Genomic DNA, 20,553 nt, shown 5'->3' with positions numbered 1-20,553 from the left:
TTATCCATATTATCGGCTTAGTCTGACGGTAGCAACCGCTTCTTCAATTATCACTTTTTCCAGGGCTTCGACCACTTCAGGATCGTAATGGGTGCCGACATTGCGTTTCATTTCTTCTAAGGCTTCATTGCTCCCTATCGCACTCCGATAGTCGGTATCTGTTGTCATATCATCAAAACGTTCGCCGACGGCAATAATCCGGGAGAGTTTGGGTATCTCTTTGCCCTTGAGTCCCTGGGGATACCCGGTTCCATCCCAACGTTCATGATGTCCCAACACAACATTAGCCAGATCCATCGTATGATCAAAGGCGTTCAAAATCCGATAACCTACCACCGGGTGCATTTTCATTTCTTTAAAGGTTTCGTCAATCACATATTCATTTTTGCTGGCCACTTCTTTATCGAGTGCCACTTTACCAATATCATGGAGGTAGGCGGCCTTGGATACCTTATTGATTTCAGCTTCAGGCAGCTTCATTTTGCGGGCAATTTTTTTACACACTTCGCTGGTCTTTCTGGCATGCTCAGCTTCAACCGGCAATTCACCATATAACTTATCCAGAATAATATTAAAGGCATCTTCCTTCTTTTTCCCCCGATTCAGGGTTTTTTTCATATACATATTGTCTTCCGCACTGGCAATAATGACTTCAATATTCTCTTCCGGTTGATACTTGGTTGCCACGCCCAGGGATACATTTCCCTGAATCGATTTAATTTTTTCCTTGCTGAAATTATCTCTAATCCGATCCGAGAGTTTTTGAGCGTCTTTCTTTTCGGTTTGTGGCAGTAAGATGGCGAATTCATCTCCTCCCCAGCGGGCAATAATATCATCCGCCCGACAAACCTTTTTAAATATTTCAGAAACCCTTTTAATCAGTTCATCGCCGGCTTCATGACCAAAAATATCGTTTGTCAGCTTTAAACTGTCGACATCACCAATAATCACGGATAACGGTAGATTTCTTTCGGTATCCAGACGGATCAGTTCTTCTTCAAAAAACCGCCGGTTATACAAACCGGTTAGGGCATCATGGAAACTGTTATACTCCATGGCGTCCCTTTTTCCTTTTATTTCGGTGACGTCTCTGAAAATAACAATTGCCCCATCAATCTGCCCCTCATCATCACTGATTGGGGCAATACTATCTTCCAGGTGATATTTCTTTCCATCTCTGGAAACAAGTACCACCTGGCTGTCAAATTCTTTCATGGTATTGTCTCTAAAAGCTTCTGCAATCGGATCTGGGACGACGCCGCTCTTCTTTTCATCCTCCAGAACAAAAACCTGGGAATAGTGTTTTCCCATCGCTTCTCTGGCCGTCCAGCCAGTCATTTCTGCGGCGGTGCTGTTGAGCATCTCAATCTTACCCATGGGATCCACAATCATGACCCCATCACTGATTGACATCAGGGTTTTTAAATATTTCTCGCGGTTCTTTTCTGATGCGCTGCGGATATAGGCTCCGACACCAAACTTTCCATTAAGCAGATCAACCGGAAATTTAGTGGTTTTAAAAATCTTACCACGCCACAGCATTTCATCGGTCACAAAGGTTTTTGTCGCCAATACTTTTTTATCGGTTTTTCTTTCTTTCATGGCCATCTTATCGTCCAGAATTTCAAAATCATCTAATCCGATGATTGCTTCTGAACTGATCCCATAAAAGTCTTCCATCGCCAAATTGACAAAGATATAATTAAGCGCATCATCTTTCAGGGATACCGGTATCTCCTCAGACTCGATGAAAGTTTGAACCAGCTCATTAAAACGGCGAATTTCCCGTTCTTTTTTTCTTTTTCGGCCTTTTTTGAGAATCAAGTACAGCCCCAAACCAAACAAAAAAAGAATAAGCAGGGCAATTGCAATATTCAGTGCTGTTATTTCCATAGTTTTCCTTCTTCAATCATCTTTATTAGACAATACCTCAATTTTATTTTCAGATTTCAATTAGTTCTAGTATGCCATTTTTAAGCCTTGATCGTCAATCTATTTAATAAAAATCAAGAAATGCGAATGCTGATCTGTTTATTTATTCCTGGAAAATAAAAAAACCAATTGAAAACTTTTTAAGCAATTCAATTGGCAGCTTTTATTTATCAATTTTTCTTAGCCTTCCAGCTCTTCTACCATCCGATAACCGACGCCAACCTGGGTGACAATATATCGGGGTTCGGCCGGATTTTCTTCAATTTTTCTGCGAATGTTGGCCATATTCACCCGCAGAGCCTGAATCTCGTTGGTATAGGGTCCCCAAACCTCCCGGATAATATAATCATGGGTCAGAACTTTCCCGACATTTTTTGATAGCAGCATCATAATTTTGTATTCATTAGGGGTAAAATGAACCGCCTTCCCGCCCACCGAAACCATCCGTTTATCATAATCAATGGTCAGCTCACCAATCACCAGACTGGTCGCTTCCAGCGCGTTTTCGCCCCTGTTTTTAGGGCTGTGCCGTATTCCTGTTCGGATTCTTGCCAGTAACTCGGCCGTACCAAAGGGCTTGGTGATATAATCATCTGCTCCCAGATCCAGGGCTTCCACCTTTTCTCGCTCATGTCCGCGAGCGGACACCACAACAATTGGTATATTCGACCAGACCCGGATGGTTTTTAACACATCCATGCCATCCATATCCGGCAGACCCAAATCAAGCAGAATCAGATCCGGCGAATAGGATGCGGTCATTGAAATCGCCTCTTTCCCGGTGATTGCCTTGATCATTTTATAATCATTTGCTTTTAATACGGCCGCAATAAAGTTAGCAATCCCCGCCTCATCCTCGACAATCAGTATGACTGATTTATTATCCATTTTTTTCCTCCTGCAATGGTAAGGTGAATCGAAAAACTGCACCACCCTGCACTTCATTTTCAGCTTCCATTTTGCCATGATGCGCCTTGACAATGGAGTTACAAATGGACAGCCCAATCCCCATGCCGCGGGACGAATCCGCACTCCGCTTACCATCGGGTACAGCGGTCTCAAAAAGATAGGGCAATTCCTGGTTACTAATGCCTTTACCCTGGTCTCTTACTTCAAACACCGCTTCGTTCGCGACTTTTTTCACCTCAACCGCAATGACCGAGTCCTCCGGTGAAAACTTTATCGCATTTTCAAGCAGGTTGATCATCACCTGCTCAATCAAAGTGCCATCCATGGGGACAATCAACAACTGTTCCGGCACTCTCACAATAATTTTTCGATTGATAAAGCGTTTGCGAATCCGACTGATCGCCTCGGCTACAATTTCTTCGACCGCCTCTGGGGTTTTGGTCACATTCATTGGTCCCGCGTTAATTCTTGTAACCGACAGCAGATTTTCTACCATCCGAATCAGCCACTGGGAATCCTCCCGGATGTTGGCGATTAGTGTATCATGGGTTTCCTGATCCATGGTACTGCTGTTTTCCAGAATCGCCGAACTCGCCCCTAAAATTCCGGTGAGTGGTGTTCGCAGATCATGAGAGATCCCCCGGAGCAGATTGCTTCGCATTTTTTCCTTTTCAGATTCAATCAGCATCCGTCGCTGTTCACCAGAAAGGTAATGCCGTTCCAGAGCCATCTCAACTTGTGAAGCAATCATTCTTAAAAACAACCGATTGTTTTGGTTAAGAATGCCATTAACACAAGACAAACCGATAACCCCCAATACCTTTGTTTGAGCGACAATGGGCATATAGAAGGCCCTTGCCCCCATCAGGGTATCCGTTCCGGCTCCGGCACATTTTTTATTCATAAAGACCCAATGTGCTACCGCCCGTTCACTTTCTGACATCAGAAAAGAAGCATCGCCATCCAATGGTGACTGGAGAAAGTTCTCAGAGTGATGATCTTCCGGGTCCTGACGGTAAAAGATCGCTGACCGACCAAATATCTTAACCATGTAGGTATTGATCAGCTCGATGGTTTCTTCTAAATCTCGCGATGCTAGTAACTTTTTATTGATCTCATAGAGTACCTCCGTGCGGTGTTCCCGTTCTACCGCCAGGCGGACCTGGGTTTTTATCCGGACCGTCAGGGCACTGGTAATCAGTGCGACCAACAACATAATCACAAAGGTAATGGGATACCCCGCCTGGATGGCATGCAAAGTATAATAAGGAATGGTAAAAAAGAAATTAAAAACCAGCACCGTCAGGCAGGAGCCCAGAATCCCGTAAAGATAGCCGACGGTTACTCTGGAAATAATCAGCACCGATAAAATATAAACCATAATAATATTCTGATCACTGATCTTGAGCGCCTGAAGTATTAATGAAATAAAGGTTGCCGCCACAATAATCAGCAGAGTTTTAAGTCCATCCTGCCAGGACAAAAACAGATTCCTGCGGATTCGCAGTCGCCGATGCTGATACGGTACCCTCCTATTCTTCCCGGAACTACCGGGGATAATGTGAATTTCAATGCTGGGCAACAGCGCAATCAGTTTTTCTTCAAGACTCGCTTTAAAATAACTGATCAGTGATTTTTTGTTCCGACTTTTACCGATCACGATATTGGTAATCCCCGATAACTTCGCATATTCGGCAATTACGGTGGCCACATCGTTACCATTGAGGGTAACGATCTCAGCCCCTAGCCGCTCCGCCAAGACCAGATTATCCCGAGCCGAATCTTTTTCCGCATTGGTCATGGCATCACTATCCAAATCTTCAACATAGACCGCTGTCCAGGGCGCTCGAAAAGCTTCCGCGGTTCGATTTGTCCAGCGAATGCAACGAGCGGATGAAGGTGATGCACTGATACAGACCATTAGCTTGATATTAGCCATTTTTTTTGACAGTCGAGGCTCATTTTGATTATCAGCACTGATCCGATTGGCAGCTTGCCGCATCGCGATTTCCCGCAGCAAGCGGAGATTTTCCCGGGTAAAAAAGTTTTCCAGGGCTTTTTGGGTGCGTTCCGGCCGGTAAACTTTGCCGCTTTCAAAACGCCTTAGTAATTCATCGGGTTCAATATCAATCAGGCGAATCTTATCAGCCTGATTGAAGATATCATCCGGGATGGTTTCTTTCACATCAATCTGGGTGATCTTCTGGACCACATCGTTCAGGCTCTCCAAATGCTGTACATTGACCGTGGTAAAAACATCGATCCCCGCATTAAGAAGTTCTTCAACATCCTGATATCTTTTTTTGTTGCGCATTCCCGGAGCATTAGTATGCGCCAACTCATCCACCAGAATTAATTCTGGCCTGCGCTTGAGGGCGGCATCCAAATCAAATTCCTTCAGCTTAATCTTTCGGTATTCGACTATTTTAGGTGCCAGGGTCGGCAATCCACTCATAATCTGGATGGTTTCCGGTCGAGTATGTTCTTCCACATACCCCACCAGTACATCAACCCCACATCGCATCTGCTCCTGGGCATCATCAAGCATCGCATAGGTTTTTCCGACTCCGGCCGCATACCCAAAAAAAATTTCCAGCCGCCCCTTTTTATTTTGTTCTTTGATAAACAGATCTTCTAAAATATCATCCGGATTCGGACGGGTATCACTAAAATCCACCGCTTAATCCCCCACCTTCATCTCGTTATTTTATTTAGACAATTGCGAAACTGATCATAAAGCTCACGGCACGTTCTCAATTATCTATATCATTACTAAATGCGTCCATCCAGGGCCAAATTCACCTTTAATACGTTGACGCCTGGCTCTCCCCAGAGGCCCAGCAGTTTTCCCGTTGTATAGCGGGTGATTACTTCACGGACCGCTTTTTCTGACATATTCCGTGCCTGGGCAATTCGTTTTACCTGATATTCTGCCGCTTCCGGCGAGATATTGGGATCGACCCCGCTTCCCGATGCGGTCACCAGATCACTGGGAATCGCTCCGGTATTTTGGGGATCAAGGGCCTGCCACCAGACCACCCGCTCCTCGATCAGCGCCTTTTGCTCTTCACTAACTGGCGATAACTGAGATGTTCCCTGGGGCCTGCCAATCAGATATTGGGGTTCTGTAAAGACCTGACCGATCAGGGCTGAACCCACATCGATTGATGTTTTGTTTTCTTGTGTTACTGTAATGATACTACCATTTGCCTGATTTGGAAATGCAATTTGTGCAATACTTGTTACAATAACCGGATAAATCACCCCACAAATCAGAGTCAGCACCAAAAAGCTGACCAATACTGGCCGTAATTTTGACACTATGGATTCTTTGCTGCTTTTTTCCATCGTCTTCACCTCACACCAAACCCAGGACAGTTAACAGCATGTCCAGTAATTTTATGGCCACAAACGGAGCCAGTAAACCGCCTAAACCATAAATCAGCAGATTTCTTTGCAACAGTTTTCCCGCCGACACTTCCCGATACTTGACCCCCTTTAAAGCCAGCGGAATCAAAGCAATAATAATCAGGGCATTATAGATTATCGCCGACAGGATGGCACTTTTGGCACTGGTCAGTCCCATTATATTGAGTCCCACCAATTGCGGATAGATGCTGAAAAACAAAACCGGAATGATGGCAAAATATTTGGCCACGTCATTGGCGACACTGAAGGTTGTCAGTGCGCCTCTGGTCATCAAAAGCTGTTTTCCGATTCGTACTATATCAATCAGTTTGGTGGGGCTGGAATCCAGGTCCACCATATTTCCGGCTTCTTTAGCGGCCTGAGTTCCGGTATTCATGGCCACCGCCACATCGGCCTGAGCCAGTGCCGGGGCATCATTGGTTCCGTCCCCGGTCATCGCGACCAGATGGCCCTTCGCCTGATAATCCCGGATCAGTGTCAACTTAGCTTCCGGAGTTGCTTCGGCCAGAAAATCGTCCACCCCCGCCTCGGCCGCAATCGCCGCCGCCGTCATGGGATTGTCACCGGTAATCATGATGGTTTTGATCCCCATTTTACGCAAATCTTCAAAGCGTTCTTTAACCCCATTCTTGACAACATCCTTAAGGTAGATCACACCCAATACCTGATTTTTTTGGGCCACCACCAGCGGGGTTCCCCCATCGTTTGCCACTTTGTTGACAACCAACCTGCATTCCTCCGGATAACTACCGCCGTTAGCCAAAACATAGGCTTTTACGGCTTCAGCCGCCCCTTTGCGAATCTCATATCCCTGAAAATCGATGCCGCTCATTCTGGTTTTGGCCGTAAATGCCACAAAGCTGGCGCCCAGGGCGTTGATGTCCCGCCCCCGCAGATCAAACCGCTTCTTGGCCAGCACTACAATGCTTCGCCCTTCCGCTGTCTCATCAGCCAGCGAAGACAATTGGGCGGCGTCGGCCAGTTCTTTTTCGGTGATGCCGGTTAGTGGAATAAAGACACTGGCCTGACGATTACCCAGGGTAATGGTTCCGGTTTTATCCAGCAATAACACATCCACATCCCCGGCCGCCTCAATGGCCCGGCCACTCATGGCCAGCACATTAGCCTGATTCAACCGACTCATCCCGGCAATCCCGATGGATGACAGCAGAGCCCCAATGGTTGTTGGTGCCAGGCAAACCAGCAGCGCAATGACATTGGTAATCGAAATTCCGGCCCCGACGCCAGCCTGTTCGCTGGCAAAATAGGAAAAGGGCAACAAGGTCGCACTTACCACCAGAAAGATAATGGTCAAGGCCACCAGCAGGATCTGCAAGGCAATTTCATTGGGGGTTTTTTTTCGCGATGCGCCCTCAACCATGGCAATCATTTTATCCAAAAAGCTCTCGCCGGCTTCTGCTGTCACTTGAATCACCAGCCAGTCCGATAGTAAGGTGGTACCCCCGGTAACCGCGCTGCGATCCCCGCCCGACTCCCGGATCACCGGCGCCGATTCGCCGGTAATGGCACTTTCATCCACTGAGGCCGCGCCTTCAATCACATCCCCATCCATGGGAATCTGCTCACCGGATTTCACATAAACGACATCGTCCTTTTTCAAACTACTTGATGAAATTTCCGTATACACTTCCAAATCAGATGGCGATTTCAGTTTTCGCGCGGTAACATCTTTTCGGGCACTGCGCAAACTATCCGCCTGAGCCCGGCCGCGACCTTCGGCAATGGCTTCGGCAAAATTTGCAAATAAAACCGTAAACCAGAGAATCAAGGCAATGGCCAGGGTATAGCCAGCCCCTTCGTCGTTAATCTTGGCAAAGCTCAGAAAGTAAAGAACGGTAGTCATAATCGCCCCGATGAAAACCACAAACATCACCGGATTTTTTAATTGTATCCGCGGTGACAATTTAGTAACCGATTGCCTAATTGCATCCATTAGAATATCTTTCTTTAACGCATTATCTTCCATATCAATAAACTCCAATCAGCCTCATATGACGGCTGTAAAATAATCTGCAATCGGCCCTAAGGCCAATGCCGGCAAAAAACTCAGTGCCCCGATTAACAGGACAATGGCAATCAACAAACCGACAAACAGGGTGTTGCTGGTTGAAAGGGTTCCCTCGGTTTTAGCCACCAACTTCTTGTTCGATAAATTTCCGGCCAGAAAGACCACTGCCACCAATGGCACCAATCGTACAATCAGCATGATCAATCCGCCAACCACATTGGTAAACACGGTGTCGGCCGCAAACCCACCAAAGGCACTGCCATTATTATTGCCCATCGAGGTAAAGGCATAGAGTATCTCTGAAAACCCATGGGGGCCCGAATTTGTCAGCCAGTCGCTGGCCTGGGGCATTAAAACTGCCAGTGCGGTTCCCAGTAGGGTAAAAACCGGCGGAACTAACACAATCAGACAAACCATTTTCATATCAAAGGGTTCGACCTTTTTACCCAGGTATTCGGGTGTCCGTCCAACCATCAGTCCGGCAATAAAAACGGTGAGAATCACAAAGCCAATCATACCATATAGACCACTGCCAACACCGCCGAAAACAACCTCGCCGAGCTGCATTAAAAACATCAGGACCAAACCAGAAAGCGGTGTAAAACTGTCGTGCATGGCATTGACCGATCCATTAGACGCTGCCGTGGTTGCGGTTCCCCATAAAGCCGATGTCCCAATACCATGAATGATTTCTTTACCCTCCAGATTGCCTGTGCTTATCACCCCCTGAAGAATCGGAGCCCCAACGGTTTCACTGATGGTGACCGCAGCCAACGAGCAGATAAACAGGATTAACATAACCAGATAGATGGTGCGCCCCTGTTTAATGTCCCCCACAGCTTTTCCAAAGGCCACACAAAGTGATGCCGGAATCAGCAGAATCGATAAAAGCTCTAAAAAATTGGTAAGAGCGGTGGGATTTTCCAGGGGGAAAGCTGAGTTCGTCCCAAAAAAGCCGCCGCCGTTGGTGCCCAACTGTTTAATGGCAATTTGACTGGCTGCCGGTCCCAGGGGGACGGTTTGGGTCATACCGGTTTCCAGTGCTACAATTTCGTGATAAGGACTGATTGTCTGTACGACCCCCTGCGAGACCAACACCAGTGCCAGCACGAGCGATAAGGGAATCAGGACATAGAAATTGACTCTGATCAGGTCTGTCCAAAAATTTCCAATAGTCCTTTTTTTAGTGCGGCTAAACCCTCTGATCAGGGCAAATAATACCGCAATTCCAGTTGCTGCCGATAAAAAATTCCATACCCCCAAACCCAACGCCTGAGTCAGATAGGAGAGACTTGATTCTCCGGAATAAGCCTGCCAGTTCGTATTTGACACAAAACTTGCCGCGGTATTAAAGGCCAGATGCCAGGATGGTGCAGCGAAATTTTGCGGATTAAAGGGCAGATTGCCTTGGAGCATTTGCAGCGCAAACAAAGAACCCAATCCCAAACCGCTAAACACCATCACCGCCACGGCATAGTGCCTGGGACTCATCTCATCTTCTTCCCGGATGCCCATTAAACGGTACACCATTTGTTCAGCCGGTAAAATCAACCGGGACAAGAATACCTGCTGCCCGGTCATTACCTTTGCTATATAGTTACCCAAAGGAATTGAAAGCGCCACCAGCACAACCAGATACAGGCTGTTGGTTATTAACATTTCACTCATAATTCTTCACCCTTAAATAAAACAAAAACCAAATAAAAAAGCAGTAGCAGTGCGATGAGCCCTGAAAGGACTAAAACGACGTTCATCTCTTTCACTTCCTATTTTTTTTATGCAAATGACCCACATGGTTTCGGTCGTATTCGATGATATACAGGTCTTCCTCGGGCTGTTCTGGCTCATCTCCAAAATCAATATGTCCTTTTCTGGTCCGCTCTTCAAAGGTAGAAATTCTTTCTAAATTCCGCATCGCCGGTTTATAGGCGGGGTCCAGAGCAATGGCGGCCCGATAATGCTTATGCGCTAAATTTTCTTCCTTCAACAATTCTTCCAGAATTCCGTATAGGTTATGTACCGCTGGGGAGTGGGGATTTTCATTCATCGCTTTTTTTATTTTTTCTTCGGCCAAAAAATAATCTCCAGTTTTTAAATCCCTTTTTGCAGAAGCCATATATTCTTCAAAGGCTTTTTTTTGATCCATCTTTTTATCCATTTTCTTTTCCTCCTGAGTTTTTACATTCTTTGTGATTTAATTATATTTATTTTGCAATTAATTTGGCATATCGAATTACTATCAGAAGATAAAGATTACATTAAGAACATTGGCGCCGTTCCATCAGGGCAGCAAGAAACAGCCATCTGAGATTATTTTTAGGCGATGAACGACAAAAAAACAGGTGCTGTTTCTTAAACAACACCTGTTTTGTATTAAAGATCATTGATTTATTCAGTTTTTCGTGATATTATTAGTAACATACACGCAAATAATCCATTTTATCATTTTACAAATAAATGATACCATATCTTGGCAGTTTTGTCAATAGGTAATCTTTTGTTTTATGCCCGGGAGGTAACCATATGTCGTTTGAGCTGATGCTGTTTGATAATTTTCTGATCGAAAAACAGGCTGTTTCGGAAATACTGTTATGCAATAAGATTACTGCCGACTATGCGCTGGTGTTATCCGAAGAACAGGCGCTGGAACTGGTCGAAACCCGATCCGATTCTCTTAAAAATTTTGGCCGGGTTGAATTTGGCGGCGGAATCATCGAAAAAGTTATTCTGACCTTTGCCGATTCCCCCTATCTCTCCCAGTACCGCTATGCCGAGTTTTTAAATGACCTCGTTGAGATATTTTATTATTTTAAGAATGAAACCCTGGATTTAATGAACGATGATGATCTTATCGGTTATATGAAAAAGTATTTTAACGGGGTTTGTCAGGGATCGCTGGATCAGCTTAAATTTCGGGAACTGGAACGAATGGCTAAAAATATCCGCCTGGGACTCGACCCCGATTACAACGATCTTTATGAAACTGAAAAAATATTGGAAAGCGAGGATGATGATGAATAATCTAAAAAAACAGACCAAAGTTAATGCCGATAAGCTGAGTGGCGAATTTTATTTTCAGTCGCTGCTTCAGGAGGCCTATTTAAAGGGTGTCCTCAGCCCTAAAGAATCTGAGCGCGTTCAAATGGAATGTCTTAAACTTCTGGCCGACTGTACCGAGCGCTTCACCAAGGGAGAAAGCAGCTCGGTCCGGGTTGAAATCGCCCAGGGAATCATGGCTTCTAATCTGTTTACCATCGGCATCTACCTTAAATCATTACCCGATGTGGACGCCGCTCTCGTCGATATTGAAAATGAACCCATTGAAAAGCTCTACGAATATGGCTTACTGGTACTAAAACGAAAAGTAAACGTGGCCCGTTATTTTTATAATCGGGTTTGCAAATCCAAGCTTAAAACCCCGAACCATGCCTACACGATCACCATCGACCAGGGTTTTTCGCCCTTTTTCGAAACCTATGAAATTAATTTTCATGCCCATGAAATCCCCAGCAACATCGACTATCAACTGATCCATCCGGTTACGGATCTGGCCGGGGTTGAGTTTGTCATCAAGTATTTAGAGAGCCTGTATTATGAAAACTTGTTTTGTTCGTACTTTGATGCCAATATCATCCACGAAGTCATGAGTGGTTATGATATTGGCTACCAAAATCTCCTTGATAATATCTGTGAACAGGTTTTTTTAAATGCTTTAGGTCGTCAATTACTAAACGCTCCCCTACTGCCATTGGATTTTAGACCAACTGATCTTAACATTCTGGAGAATAAACTAAAAAATCTGAGCCTGACACAAATACAAGCGCAATTAAAAGCCGCTGCCCAGGAAGTGATGACGGCTCTTTTTATCACCAATCCATCGCTTAAAAAATACCTGAGCGCCAGTATTCCCAAAATCACCACTTCTGTTTACAAGGGACTCGCCACTCACTCACTTAACAAGACCTTTGTGCCCCGCTATAATCCCACCATTAAACCCCTTGTTCACTACAATATGGGCATTAAAATGGATGATGCGACCTATCGGGAACTGGTTACGGAGTTTTTATCCTGCCGCTTCTTTGACGACAAGCTGGCTATTATTAAAGAGCATATTAAAACCCTGGCTGATATGGAAGATCTGCTTATCGCCGGGGAACTTGATCCCATTGAAGCGGCTATGGTCTTTGATCTACTGGAGGACATTGAACTGGCGGCACTAACCAAACGTCATCCCCTCCACCCAACCATTGACGCCATTGATTATTCGCCTTCTGAAATCCGGCTGCAAAAAAATCTGGATGCTTATCTGCGCACGCTGCCCCAGGACCGGCTGGCCAAGATTCTTGGCATGACAACAACCATCGAGGTCGTCTGATTTTAAAAGGGCTTGGTCCCGCTTAACCAGCCATTGGCTTCCCAATGATTGCGATCGGTGGGGTTCCAATCCTTCTTTTTCATCATCGTCCTCATCACCTTAAACATAATTTTTCTAAATAAGGGGGCGCTGCTGTGCTCAATATTAGCCACCGCTGCGGTGGCTTTTTTTGCCAATTGCACCATCTCTCTTTCAATTTGATGCTGCTTTTTCTCGGATATATCGTTCCACTTCATCGCCGCGACGGCCTGCTTGCTGACAAACCGTTTTTTTACCCCCCAGAATTTAAGACTATTCTGCATCGTTTTAGTGGTATGAGCAAGACCTGCTCCGGCAGTTGTGGCAAAACTGATCCCCACTGTATTAAACATTTTCGGATTGGGGCGATGGCTGATCCACATAAAACACAGGTGATCCAGCAAGGCTTTTAACGAACCGGTAACATCCAGTGCATAAACCGACGAGGTTAAGATCACCAGATCCGCCTCTTCCAAAGCCGCAACAATGGGCCGGATCTGGTCTGCATGTGGGCAACTGTCTTCCCCTTTTAAGAAGCAGGAAAAACAACCAATACAAAAATCCGACATGTCTTTGGGCAGATAAAACTCCCTGACCTGGGTTTCTTCTAATTGCGAAATCTTTTCAAGTAGCAAATCCTTACAATGCCAGGTGCTACCATGGCGCATGGTTCCATTGATTACTGTTATCTTCATTTTTTTTCCTCTCTCAAACGAACGCCTCTGCCTCATTATAACGAATGACCGTTTTTTTTCAACGTCTACCCTTTAATATTAAATTTATATAAGACATCAATATCTTTATACAAACTTTATAGAATCTGTGTTAATTTTTTTGTAGGATAAAGAATCGTATAACTACTCCATTTATCCTTCATCTCAGTTTCATCTTAGGAGAAAATTATGTATATCATTATTGTTGGCTGCGGCAGGCTGGGCAGTACCTTGGCCAAAGAATTATCAATTGGCGGGCATGACATTTCCGTCATCGACCATGACGGCGAAAAATTAAGTGTCCTTGGTAGTGGTTTTAACGGTTCCCGGTTCAAAGGTGTTGAATATGACAACGACCGTTTACTGAAGGCCGGAATTAAACAAGCTGATTATATTTTGGCGGTAACTTCTGATGACAATCTCAACATTACCGTGTCTCTGATTGCCAAAAAAATCTATAACGTGCCCCGTATCATCGCCCGAGTCGGGGACCCCAGTCGCAAATATATTTATGACATGCTGGACATTGAGACCATTTGTCCCACCCAGTTAGGGGTGGAGATCCTAAAGCGGAAGATTTCAGAAAAAAATGTCGAAGTCCTTGCTATTATCGGGAAGGACACTGAAATTATTGAACTGACCGTTAAAAAACATAAGCCTTGCACGGTAAAAAGTATTGAAGAAAAATATAACTGTATTCTATCCGGCTTAATGGTAGAAAATCGTTTTACTTTTCCCCCAAAAGATGCCCTGGTTCCCTATGGCGCAAAAATTATCTGCACGATTTTAAAAAAAGACAGAGCTAAACTCATTACATCTCTGGCTAAGGAGACAGTACTATGAAATCAATCATTATCGGCGGCGGAAAAGTAGGCTATTATCTGCTTAAAACCCTAAAAAAAAGAGGCTATCAGGTCGTCTTAATTGAAAGAAAGAGTGTCATTTGCCAAAAAATCGCCGAAGACATTGACACCGAAATCATTTGCGGCGACGGCACCGATCCGGAAGTATTAAAAGACGCCGGCATTCAGGAGGCCGAGATCATTGCCGCTGTCACCGGAACCGATGAAGAAAATCTGGTGATTTGCGAAATTGCCAAGGTCAGCTTTAATATCAACAAAACAATCGCCCGAATCAATAACCCCAAAAATACATCCATGTTCAAAGCCCTGGGCGTGGATAAGACGGTCTGCAGCACTGAGGTGATTGCCAATCTCATCGAATATGAATTTGATAAGGATTATTTCAAACTCATCCACACCTTCGAACGTGGTGCCATGATTCTTGTGGAAATCATCGTTCATGCCGATGACAGCTGGGCCAATCAATTTCTCCGTAACATGGATTTGCCTGCCGAATGCGTGATTACTTCCATCCTCAGGGATGAAAAAGTCATTTACCCCAGAGGCGATACGCAGTTTCTGGAAAATGACAAGGTCCTTGTGATTACCAATAAGGCTGCTTTAATACAATTAAAAAACAATCTATCCCGGGGAGGAAAATAGCATGGAATCACGAAGAAATAAACTGCTGGGACTGATAATGGAACTACTGTCAGTATCAATCTATGTGCTGCTGTTTTTTATTCTGACCCTTGTGCTGATTTAGAATTGCCATGAATACTTTTAACGGACGTTTTTACAGCATCTTTATCATCAGTTACTATATCGGTTATGTTATTTTGGGGATCGCCCTGCTCATGGTCCTCCCCATCTTAATAGCAGCGGCCCTACAAGAATGGAACCCTTTCTGGGACTTTGTCATCACCATGGCAATCTCCGTTATTCTGGGAATCTCCCTCATTTTAATCGGAAAGGAGACGCGTCTTAATAAAACCATGGTCCAGTGGAAACACGGTTTTGTGGTCGCCTCGCTTTCCTGGATTATTTTAATGTTTTTATGTGCTATTCCCTATCTACTCAGCGGTCATGTCAATTCGATTCTGGATGCCTGCTTTGATGTCATGAGCGGTTTTACCACCACCGGACTGGTATTAACCCAGGATCTGGATCACATCTCACTCAGTTTGAACCTGTGGCGTCATATGCTCACTTTTATTGGCGGTCAGGGAATGATTGTACTGGCGCTGACTTTTTTACTAAAAGATACCGGCGGTGCCTATATCTTTTATGTGGGAGAAGCCAAAGATATCGACCTGGTCCCCAATGTTAAAGGAACGGCCCAGATCATCTGGAAAATCAGTATGGTTTATCTGTTTATTGGAACTGCCGCATTTTGGTTTATCGGAATGTCTATCGGTCTTGCTCCGCTGTCGGCTTTTTTTAACGGGCTGTTTATTTTTGCATCCTCCTGGAGTACCGGCGGTTTTGCCCCTTATACCCAGAACATGATGTATTACCACAGCTTTTCTTATGAGACCCTGACCCTCATCTTTTTTATCCTGGGTTCACTGAATTTTGGCCTGCACTACGCGATTCTTTCTGGCAATAGAAAAGAATTGGTAAAAAACATCGAAACTCAGAGCTTTTTTATCACCACGTTTCTGACCAGTGCGATGGCTGTCTTGTGGCTGTCCCGGACTGGTGTTTACGCCGATGCCGTTGTTATGTTTCGGCGCGTTGTTTACAATGTCTTGTCGGCCCATACTACCACCGGGTTTGGTTCAGTTTATGCCCGACAATTCGCACTGGAGTGGGGTGACTTCGGTATCCTGATTCTCATCATTGCAATGCTGATTGGTGGCTCGGCCTGTTCCACCGCGGGCGGCTTTAAGGGATTACGGATTGGCATCCTCTTTAAAAGTATCCTTGCTGATGTGAAGCGCTTACTGTCTTCCGAGCGCAATGTCAAGGTCTTTCGCTTCCACCACATTAAGGACCAAATTCTGGCGGATAGCCTGGTGAAGGCCTCTGCCTTGATTGTCATTTGTTATCTGATCACCTTTGCCCTGGGAACCTTAATCGGAACTTTTTGCGGCTATCCGTTGGCCAGTGCCGCCTTTGAATCCGCCTCCATTACCGGAAATGTGGGCTTATCCATTGGTGTCACCACCGCCGACATGCCGGCAGTTATGAAAATTTACGATATTATTGCCATGTATCTGGGCCGACTGGAATTTCTTTCTGTTTTCGCCCTCATCGGCTTCATCATTGGAGGCATAAAAAAATGTTGGACAAACTAATAAAAACGACGATTCTTACGGTTGGTCTGCTTTTCTGTCTCAGTGGTGGGGTCTTGGCCGCCGATGTGATCGAGCTAAATCAACTGGTGGAAAATGCTGAAGCAATGGACGGTAAAACCGTCACCGTCATCGGTGAAGCCATTGGCGAAGCGATGGAAAGGGGTGATTATGCCTGGGTCAATATCAATGACGGCAGTAATGCCATGGGCATCTGGATGCCTCTTAACGATGCCCAACGCATTAGATTTTTCGGGGATTATAAGCATATCGGCGACCAGCTCCAGGTTACCGGCGTGTTTAACCGGGCCTGTGTTGAACATGGCGGCGATGTCGATATTCATAGTGCTTCCATTGCGATAGTGACGGCCGGTTATGCCACCACTGAAACCGTACCATTTCCAAAAATCGTCATCGGACTTGTGCTGGTATTTCTGGCTTCGGTTTTTGGCCTGATCTATTATCAGGTCATAAAAAAAAGTGATGGCTAACCCATCACTTTTTAATTACGATGCTTTTTAAGCTCTATTTTTTAAAGCTTTATCCTAACACTTTAGTTCTTAATAAACCCGGTCGCATTAAATTTCGCAACCAACACCGCATTGTCTTCATCAAAAATATCTACAGTATAGTTGCAAAGGCTTCGGCTGGAAGAGGTTTCCATGGCTTTGGCCAGTAGCGTTTTTCCCTTGGCTGGTTTGGAATAGGTGATATTGGCATTGATACCGATGGTCACTTTACCGTCGGCGTTTGCCGCCGCCGCAAAGGCAAAATCCGCCAGGGTGAAGAGAGCGCCTCCCTGGACGATGCCAACCCCATTTAAATGCTTTTCTGTGATCACCATTCTTACTTCGGCATATCCCAGTTCAACCTTTACCAATTCCAATCCAACAAGTTTGGCAAACTGATCGTTTTTTATAATCTCAATCATTTCTTTCTCCATCAGATCTCCCATGTTTATTCTAATTATTTTTCACAAAAACCAGGCCATAGAAGGTTTCGGCAATATTGATCATCTCCTGACATTCAAAGCCAATCTCTGCTAGCATGGTTTTCACCTCATCACTGCCAATCCGATGATCAATAGGAGGACCCGTTTTTGTTTCTGCTTTTTCCCAATCAACAATGGCCAGCTTTCCTCCGGGTCTTAAAATCCGGCTGCTTTCTTCCAGAAATTGGTTTTTATCAACTATTTCATGAATCACATTGACCATCAATCCAAAGCTGACCGACGCATCGGGAATCATCAGATCCAGATCCTGGGTTTTTACGATCTCAATATTTTTGATACCCGCTGCTTTGCTGCGAAGTTCAAGCTCCTCCAGCATTTCTGGTGAGGTATCCAGTGCATAGGCATTGTTGTTGCCGATCATCTTTGCTGCCGGAATGGTGAAATATCCAATTCCACAGCCGATATCAGCAAAACTATCGGTTTCTTTAAGGCCTAAATTTTTCAATGTTTCAACCGGTGGCAGGTTTTCCCGACGCCACTCATTATCTAGCTTTTGTTTATTTTTTTGGTCAAATTTATGTATCATCATGTTTCTCCTGTTCGCTATCTAATCATCCTAGAATAATTCTTATTTGAGCTATTATACCATAAAGACTCATCCGGATAATAGCTAAATTCCTTAAAAAAAACCGACTGTCTTTCAAGACAATCGGTTTTTAAAATCCATATATCCAAACTGTTTCACCATCTGGATGGTTTTTTCCTGGGTAAATATGGCAATCGCGGGGAGATTCATACCGTTAAAGGTGTTATTTTTAACCATCGAATAAATGGCCATGTCACAGAATACCAGTCGATCCCCAATTTTAAGCGGCTCATCAAAGGCGTAGTCACCGATAATATCCCCGGCCAGGCAGGTCGGTCCGCCCAGTCGATAGGTAAAGGGTTTTTGACCCGGCAAGGCGGCCCCAATAATAGTTGGCCGGTAGGGCATTTCCAGCACGTCCGGCATATGACAGGCGGCGGAGGTATCGAGGATAACGTTGTGAACCCCGTTATCAACTAAATCCAACACCGTCGTCACCAGAAACCCGGTGTTAAGAGCCACTGCTTCGCCCGGTTCCAGATAGACCTTTAGCCCGTAGGTTTCCTGAATCCGCTTGATGGTAGCAATCAGTTTATCAACATCATAGTCATCCCGGGTGATGTGATGCCCACCCCCGCAGTTGAGCCATTTCAACTGCGGGAGAAATTCGCCAAACTGTTCTTCAACCGCTTTCAGGGTTTGTTCCAAGGCATCGGCATTCTGTTCGCACAAGGTATGAAAATGCAGACCACTGATCCCTTCAAGCAGCTCCGGCACAAACTGGGCCCGGGTTACCCCCATCCTTGATCCCGGTGAACAGGGATCATAAATGGCGTGATCCTGAGTGGAGCATTCCGGATTGATCCGAATCCCGCATTCCCGGCCGGCTTCGAGTGCAGCATCCTTGTATTTTTGCCACTGGTTAAAGGAATTAAAAACGATATGGTCACAGAGTTTAGTGATTTGCTCAAACTCATCTTCCCGGTAGGCGGTGGCAAAGACATGGGTTTCACCACCCATTTCCTCATGACCCAGGCGGGCTTCAAAGAGTCCGCTGGCCGTGGTGCCGGCCAGGTAGCGACCGATCAGGGGGTAAAGCGAAAACATCGAAAAAGCTTTTTGAGCCAGTAAAATCTTACAACCCGTGGCTTTTTGAACCTGGTCGAGAATTTTTAAGTTTTTAATCAGCAGGCTTTCATCGACAAGATAGCAGGGGGTGGGCAGCTCCTTGAAGGCGTCCTTTAATTCCATCCGTGTTTGACCATCCTTAATCAACCAGCTCTGGTGCAAAACTTTCCTGCCAGGGCAATCCCCATTTGTTTAACGCTTCCATAAATGGATCGGGATCGAACTCTTCAATATTGTAAACACCGGGTTTTTGCCACTGGCCGGTCATCACCAACATCGCACCGATCATCGCTGGTACTCCGGTCGTATAAGAGATCGCCTGAGAACCAACCTCTTTGTAGCATTCTTCGTGATCACAGACATTGTAAAGGTAGTAGGTTTTATCCTTACCCTCTTTTTTGCCCTGGAAGATGCAACCGATATTTGTTTTTCCTTTGGTTCGGGGGCCCAGGGTCGAAGGATCTGGTAGTACAGCGGCTAAAAACTGCAGCGGTACAATCATCTTGCCATCAAATTCAATCGGCTCTATGGCGGTCATGCCGACGTTTTCCAGGCATTTGAGATGGGTTAGATAGCTTTGTCCAAAGGTCATAAAGAAGCGAATCCGTTTGATCCCCTTGATATTTTGTCCCAGTGATTCCAATTCCTCGTGGTGGAGCAGATACATGTCTTTAGCTCCAATTTCGGGAAAATTATAAACCCGCTTGATTTCCATCGGCTCGGTTTCAATCCACTGTCCCTCTTCCCAATAGCTGCCGTTGGCAGTGACTTCCCGAATATTAATTTCCGGATTGAAGTTGGTCGCAAAGGGATAGCCATGATCACCGGCGTTGGCATCGAGAATATCGATGTAATTAATCTCATCAAATTGATGTTTCATCGCATAGGCCGAGAAAACGCCGGTCACACCCGGGTCAAAGCCGCTCCCCAACAGTGCCGTAATTCCGGCTTTTTCAAAGCGTTCCCGGTATTCCCACTGCCATTTATATTCAAATTTGGCGGTATCTTCGGGCTCGTAATTGGCCGTATCGACGTAATGGGTTTTGGTGGCCAGACAGGCATCCATAATAGTCAAATCCTGATAAGGCAGAGCCAAATTTAATACTACGTCGGGCTTTACCTCTTCAATCAGCGCAATCAGCTCATCAACGTGATCAGCATTGACCTGGGCAGTGGTGATTTTTGTCGCCCCGCCATCAAGTTTTGCTTTTAGTGCATCGCACTTGCTTTTGGTCCGGCTGGCAATACAGATTTCTGAAAACACCTCGCTGTTTTGACAGCATTTATGAATGGCCACACTGGCTACGCCGCCGCAACCGATAATTAATGCTTTTCCCATAATT

Annotated in this window: 19 protein-coding genes; 6 read left to right on the top strand and 13 right to left on the bottom strand. The window is 45.3% G+C overall.

Features of this window, described 5'->3' with window-relative positions; all coding sequences use genetic code 11:
* Nucleotides 1-9: 9 nt before the first annotated feature.
* From DOZ58_RS13945 to DOZ58_RS13915, 8 genes are all read right to left on the bottom strand, one after another.
* Nucleotides 10-1,893 carry a diguanylate cyclase gene (locus DOZ58_RS13945; protein WP_111888842.1) on the bottom strand — a complete coding sequence of 628 codons (1,884 nt, stop codon included), beginning with the start codon at nucleotides 1,891-1,893 and terminating at the stop codon, nucleotides 10-12.
* Nucleotides 1,894-2,112: 219 nt separating this feature from the next.
* Nucleotides 2,113-2,820, bottom strand: coding sequence for a response regulator (locus DOZ58_RS13940; RefSeq protein WP_111888841.1), 708 nt, complete (start codon nucleotides 2,818-2,820; stop codon nucleotides 2,113-2,115).
* Complete coding sequence (locus DOZ58_RS13935; protein WP_111888840.1) at nucleotides 2,813-5,518, bottom strand: sensor histidine kinase KdpD; 2,706 nt, start codon at nucleotides 5,516-5,518, stop codon at nucleotides 2,813-2,815. The genes DOZ58_RS13940 and DOZ58_RS13935 overlap by 8 nt, the downstream gene beginning before the upstream one ends.
* Before the next feature lie 95 nt (nucleotides 5,519-5,613).
* Nucleotides 5,614-6,189, bottom strand: coding sequence for a potassium-transporting ATPase subunit KdpC (kdpC, locus tag DOZ58_RS13930; protein ID WP_111888839.1), 576 nt, complete (start codon nucleotides 6,187-6,189; stop codon nucleotides 5,614-5,616).
* 10 nt (nucleotides 6,190-6,199) lie between these two features.
* Nucleotides 6,200-8,257, bottom strand: coding sequence for a potassium-transporting ATPase subunit KdpB (kdpB, locus tag DOZ58_RS13925; protein ID WP_111889785.1), 2,058 nt, complete (start codon nucleotides 8,255-8,257; stop codon nucleotides 6,200-6,202).
* 21 nt (nucleotides 8,258-8,278) lie between these two features.
* The gene (kdpA, locus tag DOZ58_RS13920) at nucleotides 8,279-9,967 is read right to left on the bottom strand and encodes a potassium-transporting ATPase subunit KdpA (RefSeq protein ID WP_111888838.1); all 1,689 of its coding nucleotides are present in this window, start codon (nucleotides 9,965-9,967) and stop codon (nucleotides 8,279-8,281) included.
* On the bottom strand, nucleotides 9,964-10,053 hold the full coding sequence (locus DOZ58_RS19290) for a potassium-transporting ATPase subunit F (RefSeq protein ID WP_371414175.1): 90 nt from the start codon (nucleotides 10,051-10,053) through the stop codon (nucleotides 9,964-9,966). Before DOZ58_RS19290 ends, kdpA begins: the two co-directional genes overlap by 4 nt.
* Before the next feature lie 5 nt (nucleotides 10,054-10,058).
* Entirely contained in the window at nucleotides 10,059-10,457 is a 399-nt protein-coding gene (locus tag DOZ58_RS13915) for a tetratricopeptide repeat protein (protein WP_111888837.1), read from the bottom strand.
* A 365-nt stretch (nucleotides 10,458-10,822) separates the two neighbouring features.
* Here DOZ58_RS13915 and DOZ58_RS13910 point away from each other — a divergent pair, with 365 nt between their 5' ends.
* Nucleotides 10,823-11,320: a DUF6323 family protein gene (locus DOZ58_RS13910; RefSeq protein ID WP_111888836.1), complete on the top strand. Its 498-nt coding sequence runs from the start codon at nucleotides 10,823-10,825 to the stop codon at nucleotides 11,318-11,320.
* The gene (locus DOZ58_RS13905) at nucleotides 11,277-12,674 is read left to right on the top strand and encodes a DUF6179 domain-containing protein (RefSeq protein ID WP_204355413.1); all 1,398 of its coding nucleotides are present in this window, start codon (nucleotides 11,277-11,279) and stop codon (nucleotides 12,672-12,674) included. The genes DOZ58_RS13910 and DOZ58_RS13905 overlap by 44 nt, the downstream gene beginning before the upstream one ends.
* A 2-nt stretch (nucleotides 12,675-12,676) precedes the next feature.
* On the opposite strand, the gene DOZ58_RS13900 is transcribed toward DOZ58_RS13905, so the two are convergent.
* Entirely contained in the window at nucleotides 12,677-13,387 is a 711-nt protein-coding gene (locus DOZ58_RS13900; protein ID WP_162624526.1) for a flavodoxin family protein, read from the bottom strand.
* A 207-nt stretch (nucleotides 13,388-13,594) separates the two neighbouring features.
* Here DOZ58_RS13900 and DOZ58_RS13895 point away from each other — a divergent pair, with 207 nt between their 5' ends.
* The 4 genes from DOZ58_RS13895 (at nucleotide 13,595) to DOZ58_RS13880 (ending at nucleotide 17,035) form a co-directional block, all read left to right on the top strand.
* Entirely contained in the window at nucleotides 13,595-14,248 is a 654-nt protein-coding gene (locus DOZ58_RS13895; protein ID WP_111888833.1) for a TrkA family potassium uptake protein, read from the top strand.
* The gene (locus DOZ58_RS13890) at nucleotides 14,245-14,910 is read left to right on the top strand and encodes a TrkA family potassium uptake protein (RefSeq protein WP_111888832.1); all 666 of its coding nucleotides are present in this window, start codon (nucleotides 14,245-14,247) and stop codon (nucleotides 14,908-14,910) included. The genes DOZ58_RS13895 and DOZ58_RS13890 overlap by 4 nt, the downstream gene beginning before the upstream one ends.
* A gap of 110 nt (nucleotides 14,911-15,020) precedes the next feature.
* Nucleotides 15,021-16,547, top strand: a complete 1,527-nt coding sequence (locus tag DOZ58_RS13885) for a TrkH family potassium uptake protein (RefSeq protein WP_111888831.1) — start codon at nucleotides 15,021-15,023, stop codon at nucleotides 16,545-16,547.
* Nucleotides 16,532-17,035, top strand: coding sequence for a DNA-binding protein (locus DOZ58_RS13880; RefSeq protein WP_111888830.1), 504 nt, complete (start codon nucleotides 16,532-16,534; stop codon nucleotides 17,033-17,035). Before DOZ58_RS13885 ends, DOZ58_RS13880 begins: the two co-directional genes overlap by 16 nt.
* Before the next feature lie 62 nt (nucleotides 17,036-17,097).
* Here DOZ58_RS13880 and DOZ58_RS13875 read toward each other — a convergent pair whose 3' ends face one another.
* The 4 genes from DOZ58_RS13875 to DOZ58_RS13860 all read right to left on the bottom strand — a co-directional run bounded on the left by DOZ58_RS13875 (nucleotide 17,098) and on the right by DOZ58_RS13860 (nucleotide 20,549).
* Complete coding sequence (locus DOZ58_RS13875) at nucleotides 17,098-17,487, bottom strand: PaaI family thioesterase (RefSeq protein WP_111888829.1); 390 nt, start codon at nucleotides 17,485-17,487, stop codon at nucleotides 17,098-17,100.
* Nucleotides 17,488-17,506: 19 nt separating this feature from the next.
* Nucleotides 17,507-18,085 (bottom strand): class I SAM-dependent methyltransferase, encoded by a 579-nt coding sequence (locus tag DOZ58_RS13870; protein ID WP_242988513.1) that lies wholly within the window; start codon nucleotides 18,083-18,085, stop codon nucleotides 17,507-17,509.
* A 111-nt stretch (nucleotides 18,086-18,196) separates the two neighbouring features.
* Nucleotides 18,197-19,333 (bottom strand): carboxynorspermidine decarboxylase, encoded by a 1,137-nt coding sequence (gene nspC / locus DOZ58_RS13865; protein ID WP_111889784.1) that lies wholly within the window; start codon nucleotides 19,331-19,333, stop codon nucleotides 18,197-18,199.
* 16 nt (nucleotides 19,334-19,349) lie between these two features.
* On the bottom strand, nucleotides 19,350-20,549 hold the full coding sequence (locus DOZ58_RS13860) for a saccharopine dehydrogenase family protein (RefSeq protein ID WP_111888827.1): 1,200 nt from the start codon (nucleotides 20,547-20,549) through the stop codon (nucleotides 19,350-19,352).
* Nucleotides 20,550-20,553 lie beyond the last annotated feature (4 nt).

This window comes from Acetobacterium sp. KB-1, from assembly GCF_003260995.1.
Taxonomy (GTDB): domain Bacteria; phylum Bacillota; class Clostridia; order Eubacteriales; family Eubacteriaceae; genus Acetobacterium; species Acetobacterium carbinolicum.
Note: the sequence above shows the minus strand (reverse complement) of the source record. Positions and strands in the feature narration are given on the sequence as shown.